General features: G+C 62.2%; 15 protein-coding genes. 6 read left to right on the top strand and 9 right to left on the bottom strand.

The annotated features are described in order from the left end of the window. Positions 1 to 110: 110 nt before the first annotated feature. Positions 111 to 1,013 carry an efflux RND transporter periplasmic adaptor subunit gene (locus tag BLV09_RS23820; RefSeq protein WP_433994355.1) on the bottom strand — a complete coding sequence of 301 codons (903 nt, stop codon included), beginning with the start codon at positions 1,011 to 1,013 and terminating at the stop codon, positions 111 to 113. A gap of 311 nt (positions 1,014 to 1,324) precedes the next feature. After that, entirely contained in the window at positions 1,325 to 1,684 is a 360-nt protein-coding gene (locus BLV09_RS23815; RefSeq protein ID WP_100384708.1) for a hypothetical protein, read from the bottom strand. A 1,613-nt stretch (positions 1,685 to 3,297) separates the two neighbouring features. On the opposite strand from BLV09_RS23815, the gene BLV09_RS23810 reads away from it, so the two are divergent. After that, positions 3,298 to 3,483, top strand: coding sequence for a hypothetical protein (locus BLV09_RS23810; protein ID WP_244548810.1), 186 nt, complete (start codon positions 3,298 to 3,300; stop codon positions 3,481 to 3,483). Between the two features lie 329 nt (positions 3,484 to 3,812). Here BLV09_RS23810 and BLV09_RS23805 read toward each other — a convergent pair whose 3' ends face one another. Together BLV09_RS23805 and BLV09_RS23800 are read right to left on the bottom strand one after the other, a co-directional pair. Then, positions 3,813 to 6,269: an adenylate/guanylate cyclase domain-containing protein gene (locus tag BLV09_RS23805; protein ID WP_146689131.1), complete on the bottom strand. Its 2,457-nt coding sequence runs from the start codon at positions 6,267 to 6,269 to the stop codon at positions 3,813 to 3,815. A gap of 162 nt (positions 6,270 to 6,431) precedes the next feature. Next, positions 6,432 to 8,408 (bottom strand): AsmA family protein, encoded by a 1,977-nt coding sequence (locus BLV09_RS23800; protein ID WP_146689130.1) that lies wholly within the window; start codon positions 8,406 to 8,408, stop codon positions 6,432 to 6,434. A gap of 208 nt (positions 8,409 to 8,616) precedes the next feature. Between BLV09_RS23800 and BLV09_RS23795 the strand changes: the two genes are divergently transcribed. Next, positions 8,617 to 9,291 carry a Crp/Fnr family transcriptional regulator gene (locus tag BLV09_RS23795; protein ID WP_146689129.1) on the top strand — a complete coding sequence of 225 codons (675 nt, stop codon included), beginning with the start codon at positions 8,617 to 8,619 and terminating at the stop codon, positions 9,289 to 9,291. A 301-nt stretch (positions 9,292 to 9,592) separates the two neighbouring features. Then, entirely contained in the window at positions 9,593 to 11,050 is a 1,458-nt protein-coding gene (locus tag BLV09_RS23790) for a DUF1254 domain-containing protein (protein ID WP_146689128.1), read from the top strand. A gap of 83 nt (positions 11,051 to 11,133) precedes the next feature. Here BLV09_RS23790 and BLV09_RS23785 read toward each other — a convergent pair whose 3' ends face one another. The 4 genes from BLV09_RS23785 to BLV09_RS23770 form a co-directional block, all read right to left on the bottom strand. Next, entirely contained in the window at positions 11,134 to 14,289 is a 3,156-nt protein-coding gene (locus BLV09_RS23785; RefSeq protein WP_146689127.1) for an efflux RND transporter permease subunit, read from the bottom strand. Further along, the gene (locus BLV09_RS23780) at positions 14,289 to 15,215 is read right to left on the bottom strand and encodes an efflux RND transporter periplasmic adaptor subunit (RefSeq protein ID WP_146689126.1); all 927 of its coding nucleotides are present in this window, start codon (positions 15,213 to 15,215) and stop codon (positions 14,289 to 14,291) included. Before BLV09_RS23780 ends, BLV09_RS23785 begins: the two co-directional genes overlap by 1 nt. Before the next feature lie 146 nt (positions 15,216 to 15,361). Further along, entirely contained in the window at positions 15,362 to 16,027 is a 666-nt protein-coding gene (locus tag BLV09_RS23775) for an OmpA family protein (RefSeq protein ID WP_146689125.1), read from the bottom strand. A gap of 209 nt (positions 16,028 to 16,236) precedes the next feature. Then, positions 16,237 to 17,652: a caspase family protein gene (locus BLV09_RS23770; protein WP_146689124.1), complete on the bottom strand. Its 1,416-nt coding sequence runs from the start codon at positions 17,650 to 17,652 to the stop codon at positions 16,237 to 16,239. Positions 17,653 to 18,010: 358 nt separating this feature from the next. Between BLV09_RS23770 and BLV09_RS23765 the strand changes: the two genes are divergently transcribed. The 3 genes from BLV09_RS23765 (at position 18,011) to BLV09_RS23755 (ending at position 20,157) form a co-directional block, all read left to right on the top strand. After that, entirely contained in the window at positions 18,011 to 18,817 is an 807-nt protein-coding gene (locus BLV09_RS23765) for an N-acyl homoserine lactonase family protein (protein WP_167558867.1), read from the top strand. A gap of 97 nt (positions 18,818 to 18,914) precedes the next feature. Further along, complete coding sequence (locus BLV09_RS23760; RefSeq protein ID WP_146689122.1) at positions 18,915 to 19,796, top strand: NAD(P)-dependent oxidoreductase; 882 nt, start codon at positions 18,915 to 18,917, stop codon at positions 19,794 to 19,796. 16 nt (positions 19,797 to 19,812) lie between these two features. After that, positions 19,813 to 20,157, top strand: a complete 345-nt coding sequence (locus tag BLV09_RS23755; protein WP_146689121.1) for a RidA family protein — start codon at positions 19,813 to 19,815, stop codon at positions 20,155 to 20,157. 128 nt (positions 20,158 to 20,285) lie between these two features. Here BLV09_RS23755 and BLV09_RS23750 read toward each other — a convergent pair whose 3' ends face one another. Further along, complete coding sequence (locus BLV09_RS23750) at positions 20,286 to 20,723, bottom strand: MarR family winged helix-turn-helix transcriptional regulator (protein ID WP_244549198.1); 438 nt, start codon at positions 20,721 to 20,723, stop codon at positions 20,286 to 20,288. Positions 20,724 to 20,770: the final 47 nt, after the last annotated feature.

Raw genomic sequence — 20,770 nt, 5'->3', positions numbered from 1 at the left:
GTCCTGAGTCCCCTCACCCGATTTGCACCCGGACGATGCTTCGCATCGCCGTGAGCAAATCGACCTCTCCCCGCCGGGGAAAGGTGAACTGAACCCCGAGTTCTTGTCGCTTATTTCGCGTCCGCACTCGCCGTCACCGGCCGCACCAGATCGCCCTCGCGCAACAGCGCGCCGGCGCGCGCCACCACCATGTCGCCTTCGGCAAGGCCGTCGCGGATTTCGACCTGGCCGCCGGACAACAGCCCGACCTCGACCCGCTTGGTCTCGACCCGCTCGCGCCGCACCACCTGAACCACGGTGCCGGCGGTGGTATAGAGAATGGCGGTCAGCGGCACCGACACGCCGCAGCTTTGGCTGGTCTTGATCATCGCCCGCGCGGACGAATTCACCAGCAGGCGCTGGGTCGAGGTGACCGCGATGGTGACCTGGCCCAGCTGGCTGTCGGGCTGCACGGTCGGGGCCACCAGGCTCACCTTGCCGTCGACGTCGCCGGCGCCGATCACCTTGATCCGCGCGGTCTGGTTGACCTTCAGCTTCGGTAGATCCCGGGTCGGCACCAGGCCGATCAGGTCGAACTCGGATCGCGCGATGATGCTGAACAGCGCCTCGCCCTTGGCGGACGCCATCGCGCCGATCACGGCCGAGGACGCCGCGATCAGCCCGGCCACCGGCGCCTGCACCTGCAGCGTTCCGCCCTCGGGCAGGCTGAGCCGCGCCAATGTCTGGCCGGCGGTCACGGCGTCGCCGGGGTCGGCCAGGATTTCCGTCACCTTCAGGCCCAGCCGCTCGGGTCGAACCGCCGTTTCCTCGCGGGGACGAACAATGCCCGAAACCTCGACGACATCGGAGAAGCAGGCCTTTGTTGCCTTGAGCACCGTAACAGTCGAGCCCTTCGGCGCATCGGCCTCGTCGGCGGAGAAGCTTGGCTGCGAGGAGAGGCAAAGGAGAGCCGCGACGGCCAGCGTCGGCAGACACCGCAAAAGCGCGCGCTCGGCGAAATGGCTCATCGGCATTCCATTCCCGTTTCGGGGATCACCGATATCAGATGGCTGGGCTGGGAGCCAAGCAGCAATAGAGTGCGGGAGCAAATTGTGAGTTTAGTCGAGTGGCCTATCAAGCTGGAGCAAGGCAAGAGGTGATCCGGCGATCGTGACGATGCGCCGCCCTCGGCGTTCGCATCCTTCGATGTCGGTCGATGACGCGCAGTCAGCGATCCGCCTCGCCTGTCCTGCTTTCGCGCAGCGCTCAACGAAAAAGGGCCTCGGAACGACCGAGGCCCTTCAACTATCGCTGGCGTACATCCGGCGCGCTATCGTGATCCGTTTCAAGCTGTCTTAGCGAACATCGTCAGGACGCCGTCGTCGATGTTGATAGCGACAACTTGCGACGAATTCAGGCCATTGGCCTTGAGGGCGGCTGCCGCCTCCGGCGTCGCATCGATCGAACTCCGAAGCGATCGCAGATCGTCCTCGCTTGTCTGCGCGACTACATTCTCAACCTTCGACCGCACCTCGGGCTTGAGATCTTTGATGTTGACGACCTGTATGCTCCGGATGACCGTGGATTGATCAGACGGAGTCTGCGCCTGCGCTTTGGGTTGCGCTCCTTGCGCTTGCGCGAAAGCAGGCGTTCCTAAGGAGAGTACCGCAATAATGACGGATGCTGTGAAGATGCGCACGGTCATTCCTTTTTGCCTTTTTGGTTTGAAAGCTAAAAACGTTTATCCGCGAAATCCGGTCAACGTTTGATTTTCGTGTGGCCGTTCGGTGATACCAATGCGGCTACCATGGCCCGGCGCGGGAAGACAAAGTTCGCGCATTCGTGCGCGAGACCATCGGTACGCTATTGACGAACGCGCGGCCGTATTAGGTCAGGCCTAAGGTTTCAGTATTGTGAGTGCCATTGAAAGTCCGCGCCATAATGGCCGCCACGGGGCCGCTCATCCCTCATGCCGCCAACGAGGGCCATGGCGACCACGCACGCCAGCACTGTCATCCGCCAAAAGGTAAACCCTGCGCTGCTCGTCTTCATGTGGCGCGACCTTCTCTGATCACCGCTGCCCTCTGAGCATAACTACAGCTTCGACTCCGGTCCAATCAAAGCGGTAGTGGCAGGTGGCCTAGACTCTATTGGCACGGTCAAGCAAAGGCAGTCCCTTTAGTGGACCCACGGTGCCGGGATGGTCGTCCGCTATCAGTTGCCGCACCCCGACCAATGAAAACCGCTGACGGTTGGAATAAGGACGTAGGGCGTCCGGACGTAGCGCGGTCGAATTGCAGGCGATCGCTTCGTCGTATAGCCGCGAGGCCAGATTGGTGATGCTGTGATCGCGACGTACTCGGGATGAAACCAATTGCGGCCACGCGGAATCGCGCACTCACCCCCTTGACCCCATGCCCAAATCACCTCCATCTCCCCCGCCGTTCCACCCCTCAGAGGGGCGTATCGCGATCGTCACGGACGCGGGGTGGGATGCGGTGGACGCGGCAGCGTCGGGCGCGCGGCTGAGATCGCAGGGCGGGTCGTTGTCGGCTCGTGAGCGATTGATAGGGCGCGCGGACGAACGGCGTTGTTTCCGCCTTCGCTGAAGCTTCGGACCGGGCACAAAGCCCAGTGAAGCCTTCAGGCGAAGACGGACGCTGCGGACGGCGAAGTCGTGTGGTCCTGGCACCCGTTGCTGGTGTCAAGTCCGCGGAGGTGAAGCCGGCCCGACCGGGCTTCGGCAAAACCTTAATCCGCGTGATGACGGTGACAAACAAGAATTCGTCACCGGGGAGAGCACGAAGGAAACCGTTAAAACCATTGTGCAGGGAATGCCGGGTGATCTCGGGGTACCTGTGGTGACTAACTCGTGTGCTTTTTTATTTTGCACGCGAGGCTGCGGGTGCCAGCCGTGCACCCGGTGTTCCCTGCGCCCTTCCTTAAGGGTCGCCCTGCGCCCTTCCTTAAGGGTCGCCCTGCGCCCTTCCTTCCGGGCCGAATGATTCCTGCACAAAACTCGGGCGCCTCGCGCCGCGAGACGGGAACTTGCGCGTGCAGCTATTTGAAGTGTCAGCTCTTTGAAAATGTCTGATATGCGCGAGCGCGCATTCATCTCGGGTTAATTGACGCTCGCGTAACGAAAGCGGTGGATAGTCGCGGGATAAATGCCGGACGCGCTGCAACTGCTGGAAAATGGCGAGCCTCAGTTCCTGCTGTTGCACTCTTACGTCGTGACACAAGCGGAAACTCGCTCCACACTTTCGCCATGTTGAGTCGCGTTCAACCATTAGCGAGCAGGACTTGAACATGACAAAATTGGACAAGGCGAAATTTAAAATTGGAGATGTGGTGTCCACCGACGGCGGCGAAACCGGAATCGTTCAGGCGATCTTCACGACGGTTGATGGCGAGCCTCGGTATGCGATCGAGAACGAAGGCGCGCTGGATTTTATTTGCGAGTCCAGATTGTCGCCGCGACCCAAGGCGCATCTGGCTGCGTAAGTATTTCAACGGTGAGGCGGTGGCCTGAGGCCAAGTCGTAGGGTGGGCAAAGCGCAGCGTGCCCACCAGAGTCTTCACGCAAAAAAGGTGGGCACGGCGCAAGCGCGCCTTTACCCACCCTACGAAACTGTAGGGCCGCATGCTCCGCTCGGCTCTCTCCCCCCTTGCGGGGGAGAGTTGGAGAGGGGGGGTAAGCCACGAGCACAGGTGCGTGTGGCTTACCCCCCTCCCTGACCCTCCCCCGCAAGGGGGGAGGGAACACTACGACTGCGGCCCTGGATCGCGTGGAGCCTGGTACGCAGAGTCAAAAGGCGCAAGCGCGCTCAAGACTACTGCTTGCGCCGCCGCGCCGTCGCCGGCGAGACGTCGACGACATTGTCGACTTCCTCGCGCCATTGCAGGATTTCGACAGCCAGCACCGGATGATTGAATCCCTTGAGCACGAGATCATCGAGTGGCCTGGCTTCGACCCATGGCTCGACCATGCCGTAGACTCGGCGCGAGACCACGATCTGGTTCGCCTTGGCTTCGTCGCACAGTCGCGAGGCGAGATTGGTGACGCTGCCGATCGCGGCGTATTCCAGCCGCTGCTCGAACCCGATCTGGCCCAGCGTGGCGTAGCCGAGCGCGATGCCGACGCCAAACCCTAAGCTATGTCCGCGGTTGCGCCAGCGCTCGGTCAGCTCACCAATCGTGTCGCGCATCTCGACCGCCATCTTCACCGCGCGCTTGGTATGATCGTCAAATTGAATTGGCGCATTGAACAGGATCATCACGCCGTCGCCGGCATAGCGATCGAGCGTGCCCTCATAGCGGAAGATCAGTTCGCCGAGCGCTGCGTGATATTCCCGCAGCACATTCATCGCCTCTTCCGGCTCGGTGGTCTCGGTGAAGGCGGTGAAGCCGCGCAGGTCGCAGAACACGACCGTCACTTCGCGGCGATGGCTGTCGAGCAGCGCATCGTGCCCGTCGGAGGAGGCAATGAGCTGCGCGACCTGCGGCGCCAGGAAACGCTCGAGGCGGCGGATGCGTTCGATCTCCGCGAGCTGCTTTTCGACGCGTTCTTCCAGCGACCGGTTCCAGTGCTTGAGTTGCTCGGTCTGCTCCTGCAGCTTGCCGGCCTGCTGCTGAACGGTGCTGTGCGCGCTCGCGAGCTCGCGGCCTTTCTGATCCACTTCGGTGAACAGCCGCGCGTTGCGCATCGCCAGCACCGATTGGTGCGCGAAAGTGCGCATCAATCCGATCAGGTTGGAAGAAAACTCGCCGGCATTTCGCCGCAACACCACCAGCGAGCCCAGGATGCCCTTTTGATCGACCAGCGGCACCACCAGCACCGAATTGAAGCCGGCCGCGATCGCAACGTCGCGCAACAGGATGTCTCCGGCGCCGGCGAGATCAGGGATCGCGACCGGCTCGCCGTTGGCCGCGGCTTCGCCGAGCACGCTGCCATTCTCTTCGATGGCGAGATGCTGGCCTTCCGCGGCCTTATCGATGCCGATGGATTCAGCGAGATTGAAGCAGTGGTTGGCTGCGTCATAGCCGTAGATCAGCACCGCGTCGGCGTGGGTGATTTCGAGCGCGCGCGCCGCCACGGTGGGCAGCACCGCCGTGAGGTCGAGCGAGGAGGCAACGGCGCGGCCGACCTCTTCCAGCACTTTCAGCTCGTTGATCGACTGCGCGAGATCGCGGGTCCGCTCCTCCACCTTGGTTTCCAGGCCGGAATAGGTTTCCGCCAGTTGCCCCGCCATGCTGTTGAACTGGCCGGCGAGTTCTTCCAGCTCGTCCGCGGTGCGCACCTCGATGCGATGGCTGAAATCGCCGGCGCCGAGACGGCGCGCGCCGGCGCGCAGCGCCGTGATCGGCACCAGCATCCGCCGCGCCATCACGATGCCGGCCAGGATCGCCACCGCAAGCCCGAGCCCGATCAGCAACGCGATCCGCAGCAATTGATCGCGGATCGGCGCCAGCGCCTGCGCCGTCGGCTGCTCGAACAACACGGACCAGCCGAGCTTTGGCACCGTACTCGACGCGGTCAACACCGACTGGCCTTCGGCGTCGGTGCCCGAGGCCGGGGCCCGGCTATTTGGCGCAATCAAGGCCGCGACCTGCGGCAATGCCGCGAGGTCCTTGCCGACCTCGGGCCCGTTCGCCGAACTCGCCAGCACCTTGCCGCGGGGATCGACCACATAGGCGTAGGTGGCCTTGCCGATCTGCGCATCGCCGAGAAAATCCGACAGGAAGCGAAGATCGACCTCGGCGACGGTGACGCCGGCATTGAATCCGGTGTGCGACACCGCGATCGACATATAGGGCTGCGATCCCCGGAAATCGGCGGGCACGAAACTCACGCCCCGGGAGACGGTTTCGCTGTACCGCATGTCGCGGGAAAAATCCGCGCCGCCGTTGACCAAAATCGCGCTGCGCGACAGCCGAAGCGTCTCGCGGCCGCTGCCGTTCAACAGCGAGAGCTGGGTGACGGCGGGCACCTGATTGAGCAGCTGAGCATAGTCGGATCGATGTTGCTCGAGCGAGCTGGAGCTGGCGCGCGTCACCCAGCTGATCTGCCGCTCCAGATCGGAGATCGATTGCTCGATCCGCTGCGCCGTCGCGTCGGCCTTTTCCGCCATCGCGTCGGTCAGCGTGGTCTTGGTGGCGCGATAGCTGATCCAGATCTCGAACGCGCCGTTGACGGCCAGCACGAACACCACGAGTCCGACGAGGGCGATGACGTATTTGGCGAACAGGCCCTCGCGCCGAAACCCGATTTTGTCCTTGACCCCGATCATTCAGATCCTCGTGCGCGCCAGATGGCGGCAGCCACGGTCGTCTCAAGCCTCGCTTCTTTAGCACAATTCGACGGGAGCCGCCGGGGGCTGGCGGCGTGGTTAGCGTGCGATCTGCCTGATTTTGGGGCTGTTTTCGCGGCAATTGCGCGCGGCGTTCGACCGTCAGCGGTTGAACAATTGCTTCAGGACGTCGTTCATCGGCTGGCTGTCTTGCGAGGGCGGCGGCGGTGGATTGCCTGGGGCGGGCGCGGATGGTTCGCCTGGCGCGGGAGACGCCGGCGAAATAGTGCGGCTTTGGCGCAGGCCCTGCTGGATCATGGTCCCCAGAGTTTGCCCGAGATTGCCGCCGAGCTGGTCGTTACCACCGGCCGATCCGTTAGTGGCCGAGCCGTTGCCACCCAGCATTCCTCCCAATCCGTTGAGGGCGCCATCCGATCCGAACAGGCCTTTGCCCATTTCCTTGAGCTTGGCATAGGCCGCATCCGGATTGTCCAGCACGCCGGCCATGTCGGGGTAGATGCGCGGCTGCGCCCACGGGCCGTCGATCACGACGGGGATGCCAAGTCCCACCGGATCGGAGGTCCGGCCCTGACCCTCGGTCGTCATCACAAGCTTCGGCTCGACCCGAAACGCCAGCGACTTCTCGCCGAGGTCGACGGTGCCCGCGCCGGTCACGCGTACCAGCGGGCCGACCAGGTTGAGGTCGCTGCTGGTGGCCTGGCCTTTTTCGATGTGGAACGACGCGCTGAGCTGCGTGAGATCGGTGGCTTGCTCTTTCCCTTCTTGCCATCCCGACAGCGTGCCCGATGTCAGCGAGCGGATCATCTGCGCGACGTTGATGCCGCGGATTGCGCCATCCTGAAAAACGACGAACGCCGTTCCATCCAGATTCGACATGATGGCGCGCTGGCTTGCGCCGGAGGAGCGCAGCGCCAATTTCGCCTGCAACTTGCCGTCGAGCTTGTCGAAATCGGCAGCGCTTTGCAGCAGCGGCAGCGCGCGGATGCCGGCGAGATCGCTGCGCAGGGTGAAGCTGGGATTGCTGCCCGATGCGTCGATGATGAGATCGCCGTTGGCCTGGCCGCCATAGGCGCCGAGGTTTGCAAACCTGCATTTCAGCACGCCGCTGGCGAGCGTGGCTTCGGTCGCGACTGGCGCGACATGCGTGCTGCCGATGCTCAACTGGTCGGCTGAAATCCTCGCCTGGAGATCGACATAATTCAATCCGGCAAGATCGATCGATGCATTGCTCCACGGCTGCGATGGAGACCCTGCGGGAGTGCTGGCCGTCGCGACGTCAAGCCGCTGGAAGTCGAGGTCGAGCTTGACCAGCGGCTTGCTGGCGATATCGACCGACGCCCATCCATTGAACGCGCCATCGCCCAGTGTTCCCGTGATACCGTTGATCATGACCACCGACCCGTTGAGCCGGACCTCGGCCTTGCTCGACAGCGGGCTTTGCAGGAGGTTCGGCGCCTCCAGCGTCAGCTCGAGGGGAATGTTCTGTCGCTCGATCGGCGGGGCCGGCACCGTCGCCTTGATGTCGAACTTGAGTGGATGCTCGCCGGCATGCGCGCTTCCGGTGACCTTGACGTTGCGATCGGCGCCGATCAGCGCGTCGGCGCTGATGCCTTCGATGCGGTTCTCGACGCGGTCGCGCAGATTGGAAAACACGATCGTGCCGTCGGTGATCTTCACGCGATCGATCGAGACCGCATTTGTATCGGCTTCGCCGGAAGGCGCCGCTGCGTTCGAAGAGGACACGCGTGGAGCGGTTCGCTCACGCAGCAGCGGGACGGACAGAACCGGACGGGCGATCACGAGTTCGGTGATGTGCGGATGACCGGACCACACGCTCGCCAATGTCATGTCGGCCTGGATGCTGCCGACGGTCAGCCGATTGCTGGTGTCGCGGTCTTTGGGATCCTGCAGCGTGACGTCGTTCAACGTCACGTTCAGCGACGGCCAGACGCCGATTTTGGTCGTGCCCGCAATTGTCAGCCGGTATCCGGTTTCGCGCTCAACCCGTGACTGTACTGCCGAGGTCATGAAATCGGAGGGAACCCCGATCAACAAGAGCAGCACGGCGACGACGATCAGTGCGGCGACAGCGGCGCCCGCGATTTTCAGTGCTCTCATGGCGATATTCCAACCCGGGCAAGCGGCATCGATTCCGGCCGCGCCATGATCGATCGCGGCCGGTGGTCCGAGCTTATCCCGGAACGGGCAAGCTGCTCAGAGCCGCCAAAAATAAACCGGGGCTGCTGCAAAGTTATGTGACTTATGACACACTTCCAGGGACGCAAATTTTGATACGCCTGCATTTGAAGTTCCGGAAGGTATTGCCATGAGTAAACAAACCGAGTTTGCGGTTATCTTGAAGATGAACCCGATGTTCGCGGATCTCGGCGCCGACGAATTGGCGCGGATCTCCGGCCTTTGCCACACCCAGCAGCTCGCGGTCGGCGAAGTCCTGTTCCAGAAGGGCGACAGCGGCGACGCGCTGTTCGGCGTTCGCCGGGGCCAGATCCGGATCGAGACCGGCGCTTCCGACGGTAGCCGTCTGACTTTGAATTTCATGGGCTCCGGCGATCTGTTCGGCGAGGTCGCTGTGCTCGACGGCGAGAGCCGCACGGCCGATGCGACCGCGGGCGAAGCCACCGAATTATTCGTGCTGCGGCGCGAGGATTTCCTCGCCCACCTTGAACGCGAGCCAAAGGTCGCGATCAAAATCATCAGGCTGTTATGCCAGCGCATCCGGTGGCAAAGCGAGCGGATGGAGGAATCCGTCCTGCAGCCGCTGCCGGTTCGCCTGGCGCGAAGGCTCTGCGCGCTGGCGTCCGATTTCGGCTCCGAAGTGCATATTTCGCAGGAGCAGCTCGGCGTTTTCGTTGGCGCGGCGCGCGAAAGCGTCAATCGCCAGCTTCAGACCTGGCGCAAGGACGGCATTTTGGATTTACAGCGTGGCCGGATCTTGTTGCAGAACATGAGCAAGCTGACCGCGGTGGCGCGGAACGAGTAGCGGCGCGGAATGATACGCCGATAATTTTGGTGCCGACGAAAACGGTATCCAGAATTCCACGCGATTCCATCATCGATGCGGGACACGAATCTGCCTGACCGGCCCGCACGATACTGCAATGCGCCGCTCCGATTTCGTCAAATTTAATCTACTTCCGAAGCTCTGAATCGCGGTGAGCACTGCGGCATCACGTCCTCATGGCCGGTTCTTTCTAAAGTTCCATCGGTCATACATCCATGTCACGCTCCAGACACGGCAGGGCGGATCGTCCTGTCGCGTCTTTCGACCACAGGAGAGTGACATGTTAAAAAGCACTGCCGCCTTGGTTATGAGCCTTCTTGTCTACCCCGTTCTAGCACCGGCCGCGCAGGCGCAGAGTGTCATCACCGAACAGGAGGCGCACGCGATCGCGGTGGACGCCTATGTTTATTTCTATTCGCTGCTGTCGATGGACATCACGCGAAAGCAATTCACGAACGTTGAACCCGGCAAGGAAAATTTCAAAGGCCCGATGAACACGTTCGTCAACGTGCCCGAATACCCGCCGGCGAATTTCAAAGGCGTCGTGCGACCCAACTTCGACACGCTTTATTCCAGCGCATGGCTCGACATGTCGAAAGAGCCCGTCGTGATCAGCGTTCCCGACACCGACGGACGATACTACCTGCTGCCGATGCTCGACATGTGGACCGACGTTTTCGCGTCGCCAGGCTGGCGAACGACGGGCACCAAAGCGGGGACGTTTCTGGTAACGCCTCCGGGCTGGCGGCCGGACCTGCGCGATAACTTCGCTGACGAGTTCAAACTTCCAAAGGACACCCAGCGTATCGAGGCGCCGACGCCCTATGTCTGGATCATCGGCCGCACCAAGACGGACGGCCCGCAGGACTATGATACGGTCCATAAGATCCAGGCTGGCTACAAGGTGGCGTTGCTTTCGGAATTCGGCAAAACGCTAAAGCCGATGGAGGTCAAGATCGATGCCAACGTCGACATGAAGACCCCGCCGAAGGTGCAGGTCGATACCATGGCCGCCGCGGCCTATTTCGCTTACGCGGCGGAGTTGCTCAAGCTCCAGCCGCCCCACATCACCGATGAGCCCATCGTCGCACAGATGAAAAAGATTGGAATTGAGCGAGGCAAAAGCTTTGACATCGCAAAGCTCGAGCCCGCTGTGCAAAGAGCGCTGGAATCCGCGCCGCAGGACGCACAAAAGCTGATGGCCTGGAAGGTTCCAACGATAGCGCGGCTCGTGAATGGCTGGTCGATGAACACCGACACCATGGGCGTCTACGGCAATTACTATCTGAAGCGGGCCATCGTCGCGCAGCTTGGCCTTGGCGCAAATCTGGTCGAGGATGCGATCTACCCGCTCAATATTGCGGACGAGTCCGGCAAACCACTCGATGGCGCGAACAAATATACGATCACTTTCGAGAAGGGGGCGGCTCCGCCTGTCAATGCGTTCTGGTCCATCACGCTTTACGATCAAGAAGGTTTTCAGGTCGGCAACGTCCTGAACCGCTTCGCCGTCAGCAGCTGGATGCCGTTCAAATACAATGCCGATGGCTCGCTGGATCTGTATTTCCAGAACGAGAGCCCGGGAGCGGACAAGGAAGCCAACTGGCTTCCTGCCCCCAAGGGGCCGTTCAATCTGACCATGCGTCTCTACGGCCCGAAATCCGATGCCCTAACCGGCAAATGGAATCCGCAACCTGTCGTAAAAACTCAGGGCATATCGAGCTTGACGGCTCAGTGAGGATGCCGGGCCGAGCGCTTCAAGCGTTGAAATAGCGAATCTGTATTTTGGCCGGGTGGTTCCTTGGTGGGCGCACCCGGCGCTTATTCTGCCGCCGGCGAATGTACGATGCCCGGTGGCTTTTTGTGATCGGCCGGCGGCTGAGTGCCGTGATCAGCCGCCGCCTCCTCGGTGCCGGCGTGCGAAACCACGAGTCTCTTGCCAAAGTGCCAGATCAGCGCGCCGAGATCGTCCATCACCATGAACATCGCCGGCACGAACACCAGCGACAGCACGGTTGAAAAGATCAGCCCGCCGATCACGGCGAGCGCCATCGGGGAACGGAATTCTCCGCCGGCGCCGAACGCCAGCGCGCTTGGCATCATGCCGGCGGCCATCGCGATCGTGGTCATGACGATGGGTCGCGCGCGCTTCATGCCGGCATCGACGATCGCTTCGTGGCGAGGCTTGCCATCGCGGATCGATTCGATCGCGAACTCCACCAGCATGATGGCGTTCTTGGTCACGATGCCCATCAGCATCAGGATGCCGATCCATACCGGCGTCGTCAGCTGCTTGCCGGTGATGAGCAAGGCCGCGATCGCGCCGCCGATCGAGAGCGGCAGCGAGAACAGGATGGTGATCGGTTGCAGGAAGGTGCCGAACAGCAGCACCAGCACCGCGTAGACCATCATCAGGCCGGCGGTGATCGCGGTGGCAAATCCATCCGACAGCTCGTTCAGGCTTTCAGCGTCGCCTGACGGGCTCACCTTCACGCCTTTCGGCAGGCTTTTCATGACCGGCAGATCGTAGATCTTCTTGGTGGCATCGCCGAGCGCGGCTGACCCGACGAGGTCCGCCGCCACGGTGGCCTGGCGTTCCCGGTCGTAGCGGTTGATGCTGGTCGGACCCTGATCGAGCTTGATGTCGGCGACAACAGACAGCGGGACGCCGCCCTTTTCGCCGTGCTCGCCCAGCGGCACGCGCAATTCCTCGAGCAGCGGCAGATCGCCGCGCGCGGAGTCCTCGAGCTGGACGCGGATCGGAACCAGCCGGTCGCCGGCGTCGAATTTGGCCAGCGCCGGACCGACGTCGCCGATCGTCGCGACGCGGATCGTCTGCGACAGGCTCTCGGTGGAAACACCGAGCCGTGCGGCGAGGTCCGCGCGCGGCTGGATGCGAAGTTCGGGCCGGTCGAGCGACACCTCGGAGATCACGTTGGCGATGATCGGAATCCGCTTCATCTGCGTCGCCAATTCGCTGGCGACGTTGCTGACGATGTTGCTGTCGGCGCCGGTCACGACCAGCGAGATCGCGCGCAGGCCGTTCTCGTCGAGGAACCAGAATCGGATGTCCGGAACGTTATCGAGCTCGTTGCTGATCTCGAGTTCGAGTTCGCGCTGGGTAATCTTGCGTGCGCTCTTTGGCGTGTAATTGATGATCAGCGAGGCGCGGCGTACTTCCTGGATCCCCGGAGGCACCCGACCGCCGTCGACGAACACGCTTCTGACCTCGGGATGCTTGCGCAGCCGCGCAACGATTTCCTCGGTGACCTTCTCGGTGTAGGCGAGTTGCGAGCCGGGCGGTAATTCCATCGCCAGCAGCGAGCGCGCGGTGTCCTGCGCCGGCAAGAAGCCTTGCGGCAGCAGCGTGATGCTCCAGATCGAAGCGGCGAAGATTCCAAGGCCGATCAGCACCGTGAGGTAGTGGTGCCGCACCGACCAGGTCACGAGCCGCGCATAGGCCATCAGCGCGCGTCCCGGCGGCGGATCATCATGTCCATGGTGTTTCAGGAAATAGGCGGCCAGCACCGGCGTGACGAAGCGCGCGGCGAGCAAGGAGAAGAACACCTGCACCGAGACCGTGATGCCGAATTGCTTGAAAAACTGTCCGGCGATGCCGGACATGAAGCTCGCTGGTGCGAAGATCGCGATGATGGTGAGACTGATGGCGATCACGGCGAGGCCGATTTCGTCGGCGGCTTCGAGTGCGGCGCGATAGGGCGACTTGCCCATCCGCATATGGCGCACGATGTTCTCGATCTCGACGATGGCATCGTCGACCAGAATACCGGTTGAAAGCGTGATGGCGAGGAAGCTGACGAGGTTCAGCGAAAAGCCGAGAATGTCCATCGCCCAGAACGCCGGGAAGATCGACAGCGGCAGCGAGATCGCGGCGATGATGGTGGCGCGGATGTCCCGCAGGAACAGCAGCACGATGATAACGGCAAGAATAGCGCCCTCGAACAAGGTCGAAATCGCGGCCTCGTAATTGCCCTTGGTGAAATCCACCGAGGTGTCGATCAGCTTGAGGTCGACGTCGGGATACTGAGCTTTCAGCGCGTCGATCCGCTTCTGCACGAGGCCGGCAACGACCACGTCGCTGGCGCCCTTCGATCGCTTGATGCCGAGTGCTACCACCGGCTCACCGTTGAAGCGGGCGAAGGTGCGGCGGTCGGCGATGGTGTCGGTGACGGTGCCGAGATCATCGAGGCGCACTTCCCCGCCGGAAAACAGCGGGATCATGGTTCCGGCAAGCTCGTTGAGCGTCTTGGCGCCGGCCAGTGTGCGGATCGCCTGATCGTTCTTGCCGATTTCCGCCCGGCCGCCGGCAAGGTCGACATTGGTGCCGCGCAGGCTTTGGCTGACGTTCACCGCGGTGAGGCCTGCGGCCTGCAGCCGGTCGGGATCGAGCGAGACCAGGATTTCGCGCTCGACACCGCCGATGCGCTCGACCTGGGCGACGCCGCGCACACCCTGCAGCGCGCGTTTGACGACGTCGTCGACGAAATAGGACAATTGTTCGGGCGTCTTGCCCGGCGAGATCGCGGCATAGGTGACGATCGGCAGGCCGATCACGTCGACGCGCTGGATCAGCGGCTCATTGACGTTCTGCGGCAGGTTGGCGCGGACACGGGTGACGGCGTCCTTGACGTCGTTCAGCGCCCGGTCGGTGTTGGTCTCAAGCGCGAACTGGATCGTCGTCACCGACAGGCCGTCGGTGATCGAAGATGTAATATGCCGCACGCCCTCGACACCCGAGACGCCGTCTTCAATGGTCTTGGTGACCTGCGATTCAAGCTCGGCGGGCGCCGCGCCGAACTGCGATACCGCAACCGAGATCACCGGGATATCGGCGCTCGGCAGCCGCGTCACCGCGAGCTTGCCGAAGCTGACCCAGCCCAGCACCAGCAGGATGATCGAAAAGACGACGGACGGAAGCGGATTTCGGATCGACCATGCCGAGATATTCAGAGCCATTACTGTCCCCGCGTGCGCTCGAGTTCGTCAGCGAACATGGTCTTGATCTGGTCGCCGTCATGCAGCGAGCTGCCGGCATCGGCCACGACGGTCTCGCCCACATCGAGGCCTTCCAGGATTTCGATTGATGTGTCCGATACCAGTCCGACCCGGACGTTCCGCGTCTCGACGGTATTTCCTTTCACCACCTGAACGGTCAGATGGTCAATCGCGGTGCGGGGGATCGCGACGCCGCAGCTGCGCTTGGCGTCGATGCTGGCGCGGGCGAACATGCCGACCTTGAGAGACGGGTTGTTGGTCAGCGAAATCCTGATGTGGCCGAGCTGGCTGGCGCGATCGATTTGCGGCGAAACCAGCCTGACGCGTCCGACCAGGTCAGGCGCGTCGTCCCGGCTGATCCGCACCGTCGCTCCCGGATTGAGTTTCAATATGTGGACGGCCGGCACCTGGGCGTCCAGCTCGACCTCGTTATTGACGGAGATTCGAAACATCGGCCCGGCCTGCGGTGAGGCCGGTGCGCCGACAATGGTTCTGACTTCGGTGACAAGTCCCGCGGCTGGCGCGCGCAGCGATACCGGCGCCTGATTGGATCGTGCGGGTGCACCGGGCTGTTGCTGCGGCGCACTCAGGCGCGCCAGTTCCTGATTGTCGGTGACCGTGTCGCCTTCGCGGACGAAGAGGTCGGTCACCTTGGAGCCTTCCTGGTCGGCGCCGACGACGGCTTCCCTGCGCGGCACCACAAAACCGGTGACCCGCACCAGGTCGGAGAAGCAGGCGTTGGTGGCTTTCGTCACAATGACAAGGGCCTGACCCGGCGTTTCCTTTTCTTCCGGATGCGACCGGTGATCGAACAGATAATATCCGACGCCCAGGACAGCGATGCCGGCGACCGTCAGCGCAGGTTTGAGGTATTCGGACAGCATCATCGCCGGATCAATCCAGACCTGTATCGTATCGAGCTGTGGCCGCGGCGCTGGTTCGGCTATCCGAAATGGATTCCGAAACGACGAGCGTCCCGCAGGGGTGCGGGACGCATTGTAGCTGCAAAATTTTACTCAGCGCCACGCCCCATTCACTTGGACGCGGTCTCCTTGCTTTGCATATTGACCACCTGAACGCGGCGGTTCACTTCCGCCAGTGGCTGGCTCGGGTCCTTGAGCTTGGTCTTGCCGTATCCGACGGTCACCAGATCGCTGCCGGCGATGCCGAATTTGTCGGCCAGGTAATGCTTGATGGCGTCCGCCCGCCGCTCGGACAGGTCCTGATTATAGGCCTCGCCGCCGGCCGCATCGGTATAGCCGGCCACGATGAAGGTCGAGCCCTTCAAATCGGGATTGCTCAGCGCGCGCCCCAGGGCCTGAACCGACGGCAGTGATTTTGCGCTGATATCGGCCGAATTATAGTCGAAGTTGATCTCCAAATCGATATTCGGCTTGGTTTGGGCGATGGTGGCGATTTCCTCACGCTCGCCGCTCGAAAGCGACCGCGTGGTGCGGTTGCGGATGGTTCGAACAAAGCGTCCCTCGGCGGCGATGGCGGCCGGATCGGCCTGCGGGCCCACCGACAGGCCTCGGGTCAGCGGCTTTTGCGGCGGTGGGGTGAGCGCCCGGACGATTTGATCCTCGGTCACATTGTCATCGCCGGCGAGAGCTGTTCCCAGGCCGACCGAAAGCGTAACGCCGATCGTCATGATCGACAGGATCGTGGAGAGATTTCTCCTTCCGGATATCTTCGACATTGCCAGTCCCTCCTGCGCAATGAGCGCGTTTTCAATACAGTTGCGAATAAGCCGCAAAATACAAACGGGTTACAAATCGCACGCGGCCGTGGCGGCGTCTTCAGTATGGCTGATTAATGTGTCTCTGATTGATATGTCTCTGATCAATATGTCTCCGGCGCCGTCCCGAGGTTCGAGCAAGGGGCCGAGCCTGGTAACCTGAATGTCGGTCAACGTACCCCGTAACTGGCGAATTCCTTGACGATATTCGGATCCATGGCCTTGGCATTGGCGATATCCAGATCGCCTTCCGGGCCCGCGCCGTTACGTTGCTTGGCAAGGCCGCGTCCATACAGCGACGAGGTCAATCTCGGATTGATCTTGAGGGCCGCGTCGAAATCGGCAATCGCATTCTTGACCTGCCCGCTCTTCAAGTTGAGCAGGCCGCGGCTGTCGAGCGCGTCGACAAAGCTCGGACGCAGCCGAAGCGCTTCGTTGCAATCTTTCAACGCGCCCTGCAGGTCACCGGTAATGGTGCGCACCCAGCAGCGATTGTTGTAGGCTTCGACATCCTTGGGGTTGAGCCGCAGCGAGTCCGTGAAGTCACTGAGGGCAAGGCTGTACGCGCCCTTGCTGGCATAGACCTGTCCGCGCCGATACAGCGCGTTGCCATCATCAGGATTATCGGCGAGCCTGGCGGTCAGGCTTTTGACGGTCGGATCATCGGCAAACGACGGGGCCGGCGCGTCATTTTTGTCCTCCGGTTTGGCGGCGGGAGGAGCAAGCGCAACTTCCGGCAACTTCGGCGGCGGCGGCGTCTCGACCCGAGGCGGCGGCGCCAGCGGCTCGGGCTCCGCAGGGCGGCCCGCCACATCCGTCACCGGGCCCGGAGGCGGCCCCGGAATAAAGGCGAAATCCTCGGCCAAAGAGGATGAAATCCAGGGCACTTGCTCGCTGCGGGAGGCGCGGGTGACCCCGACCCGGGTTCGATTGAGCGCCTCTTCGGCCATCAGGCCGGGAACGCGAATTTCCTTGAGCAGTTCCTGAACGAACAGGCTGCGATCGCCGCCATTGTCGCTGACGACAGAGCTGAGCGCGGCTGAATACATCACCAATGTGCCGTTGGGTGCAATCACCGGTGCCAGGCCAGCCGAGAAGCTGCGGAACCGGCGTTCGAAGGGATTGCGCCGGGAGGCGTCGACCAGGGCGATTTTGACGCCCGCACCGCGATTGTTGATTTCGCCGAGCACGCTTTCCAGACTGAAGCCGTCACGGCGCACGTCCGGTTCGGTCCAGATCTGTGCGTCAATCGGGATCATGTAGCTTTGCCGCGCGGCCTGGACGCCGAAGCCGCTGAAGAAAATCAGCGCGACCGAGCCGGGCTTGATCTTGCCATAGAGCCGATCGAAGGCGCGCCGCATCGCTTCGCCCGTCAGGTTCTCTCCGACATCGACGTTAAATCCATCGCGCTTGAGCTCGTCGGCGACGTCGCGCGCGTCATTGAGGGGTTCTTTGAGGGGGGCGTCGGCATCGGGATACTTGGCGTTGCCGATGACCAACGCATACCGATCGCCCGCGGCGAGCGAAGGGGCGGTTGACGTAATCGAAAAAAGCATTGTCAGGAACAATGCGAGGCGAATATTCATGCGACGGCAGTCCAGCCCAAAAGGCGCCGATCTCGGCTCGCGCCGCGGCGACCTTACTCTACAAAAACGCATTATCAAACCGGGTTAGCCAACCGTCAACTGCTTGTAGAGTCGTGGTTATCGCGACAATCAACCGCGCCGGCAGCTACCCGTTCGAGGGAATAAATCGCGCGCCATGTTCCGCCGATAGCGCGAGTTCCCTGGTCAGGCCTTCACTGAAAATTCTTCCCTGGTAATGTGATTGGCCTCACAGGGGCTCCTTGTCATGCATCTGACATGCGGCTCGCGGGTTTGACCTTTGCGAAGGACGATGGCTTGTTGCTGTCGGCAAGCTCCGCAATCAAGAAAAGTGAAACCGATGGGAAACGTCTACGAAATTTACGCGCTCCGCTATGCGACGATGTCGCCGCGCACCCCTCACTTGAATTATCTCGTGCCGGATCCGCACGAGACCGCGGCCCAGGACCTCGATTATTTCGTCTGGCTGATCCGCGGTGGCGGGCGCGAGATTCTGGTCGATACCGGCTTTAACGCGGAAGAAGCGAAGACGCGCGCGCGCAAGCTTACGCTTAATCCGGTCGACGCGCTGGAGCGCTTCGGCGTCAAGGCCGACAGCATCAAGGACGTCGTCGTCACCCATCTGCATTACGACCATGCCGGCAACCTCGACTGCTTTCCCAGCGCGCGGTTTCACCTGCAGGAACGCGAAATGGCCTATGCCACCGGCCGCTGCATGTGCAACGGCATGTTGCGGCATCCGTTTTCGATCGAGCACGTGACGCTGATGGTGCGCCATGTCTATGGCGAGCGGGTTACTTTCCATTCCGGTGACGGCGAGATCGCGCCGGGGGTGACGGTGCATCGTGTCGGCGGCCATTCCGACGGCTTGCAGGTGGTGCGCGTCGAGACCGCGCGCGGGCCGGTGGTGCTCGCGTCGGATGCCGCGCATTACTACGGCAATTTGCACCGCCGCAGCCCGTTTCCGATCGTCTATAATATCGGCGACATGGCGCAGGGCTGGGAAATCGTCGAGCGTCTGGCCGGCCATCCCGACCGTTTCATTCCCGGCCATGATCCAATCGTGAGCGAAATCTATCCGCGCGCCAGCGACAAGGTCGACGCCTTCGCGTTGCACCTCAATCCCTCGCGCTCGTTCGCCAAGTAACAAGCGTTTGCGGGCGAAAGCACGTCCTGGGCGCGATCCGGGGCAGAGACCGGTTCGCGTGAAGGACATGCGCCAAAAATGAAATACGAGTGAACAGATGCCTGACTACAAGACCATCGGCTTTATCGGCTTAGGCGTAATGGGTGAGCCGATCTGCCGCAACCTCGTGAAGAAGAGCGGCGCGGCCGTGATCGTGTTCGACCTTGCGTCGGAGCCGCTGGCGCGGCTGCGTGCCGAGGGCGCCACGGTCGCCAGTTCTGTTGCCGAAATCATCAACACCAGCGATATTGTGTTTCTGTGTCTGCCCAGCGCAAAACACGCGCGCGCCGTGTTCGAAGGCGACGGCATCCTGAAGAACATCCGAACGGGTCAGGTCGTCGTCGATCTCGGAACGTCATCGGTCAACCAGACCCGCGATTTCGCAAAACAATTGCAGGCCAGGGGCGCCTCATGGGCCGATGCGCCGATCGCCCGCACCCGGCAGGCGGCGCAGGATGGCACGCTCAGCGTCATGGTCGGGGCTTCGCCGGAACTATACGCCGCGATCGAGCCTCTGATCCGCTGCTTTGCCACCGATGTGACGCGTTGCGGCGATACGGGCGCGGGACAGGTGACCAAAATCCTCAACAACATGGTGCTGTTCGAGACCGTCAACGCCTTGGCAGAAGCGGTCGCGGTCGCCAAGCGCAATGGCGTCGATCCAAAACTTTTGCTCGACACGCTGTCGAAAGGCTCGGCCGACAGTTTTGCGCTGCGTAATCACGGCATGAAGGCGATCGTGCCAGGGGTCTTCCCAGACCGCGCGTTCTCAACGGAATACGCGCTAAAGGACCTGTCCTATGCGCTGGAACTGGCCAGCGACGCTGGCATCAAGATCCGCGGCGCCGAGCTGATCGGCAAGATCCTGCAGGAAGCGATCGATGCCGGTTCGGGTGATGCGTATTTTCCGGTGATCGCAAGACACATTGGCAGCAAATAATCTAGGGGAGCAGGCCATGATCAACCGCTTTGCGGGCCTCACGCCAACCCGCAGCCGCGCCGTCGTCCACGATGGTCTCGTATTCACCGTGGCGGTCGCGCCCGATCCGGTGACCTCTTCCATGTATGAGCAAAGCGTCAAAGCGCTTGCCCGCATCGACGAGAGCCTCGCGCTGTGCGGCTCGGACAAGAGCAAGATTCTCTCGGCCATCGTCTACATCGCCGACATCAAGCAGAAGAGCGAGATGAACCGCGCCTGGGACGAATGGGTCGACCGCAACAATCCGCCGATGCGGGCCTGCATCGGCGTCGAGCTCGAAGCGCCGCATATCGTGGAGATCGTGGTGACGGCAGCAAAGTGAGCGGTCGCCATGAAATCACAGCCGTCATTCCGGGGCGCGAGCGCAGCTGGCGAACCCGGAATCTCGCGCCGTATCATCTCCAGATTCCGGGTCCGCGCGCAGGCGCGCGTCCCGGAATGACGGGATGATCAATACGCCTCGGTCTCGCTCGCCTGTTCGCGAGTCTGCACCAGATCGAGGCTCTGCTCGATCTTGCCGAGCATCAACGCAAAATCCTTGCGCTCCCGTGCCGAGAGGCAAGACAGGATGTCCTGTTCCTTGTGCAGCAGGCGCGGGATCAGCTCCTCGTACAGCGCCTTGCCCTTGCGGGTCATGCGCAGCCTGTATTCGCGGCGATCGTCTTCGTTTTCGACGCGCTCCACGAGTTGCCGCGTCATCAGCGCGGTGACGGCACGGCTGATGGTGGACTTATGGGTGCGGGTGCAATGGGCGATGTATTGCGCGCTGCACGCCTCGTTGCGAAAGCCGAGCGTCGCCAGCACGCGCCATTCCGGGATGTCCAGGCCGTAGCGCTCGCGATATTCGCTGGAAAGTGCTGCGCTGACCTCGGCCGCCAGCCGGTTCAGGCGAAATGGTACAAACCTAAAGAGGTCAAGCCTCGAGCCTTGATGAG

This window comes from Bradyrhizobium canariense (genome assembly GCF_900105125.1).
Taxonomy (GTDB): Bacteria; Pseudomonadota; Alphaproteobacteria; order Rhizobiales; family Xanthobacteraceae; genus Bradyrhizobium; species Bradyrhizobium canariense_A.
This window is presented reverse-complemented; position numbering and strand designations above follow the sequence as displayed.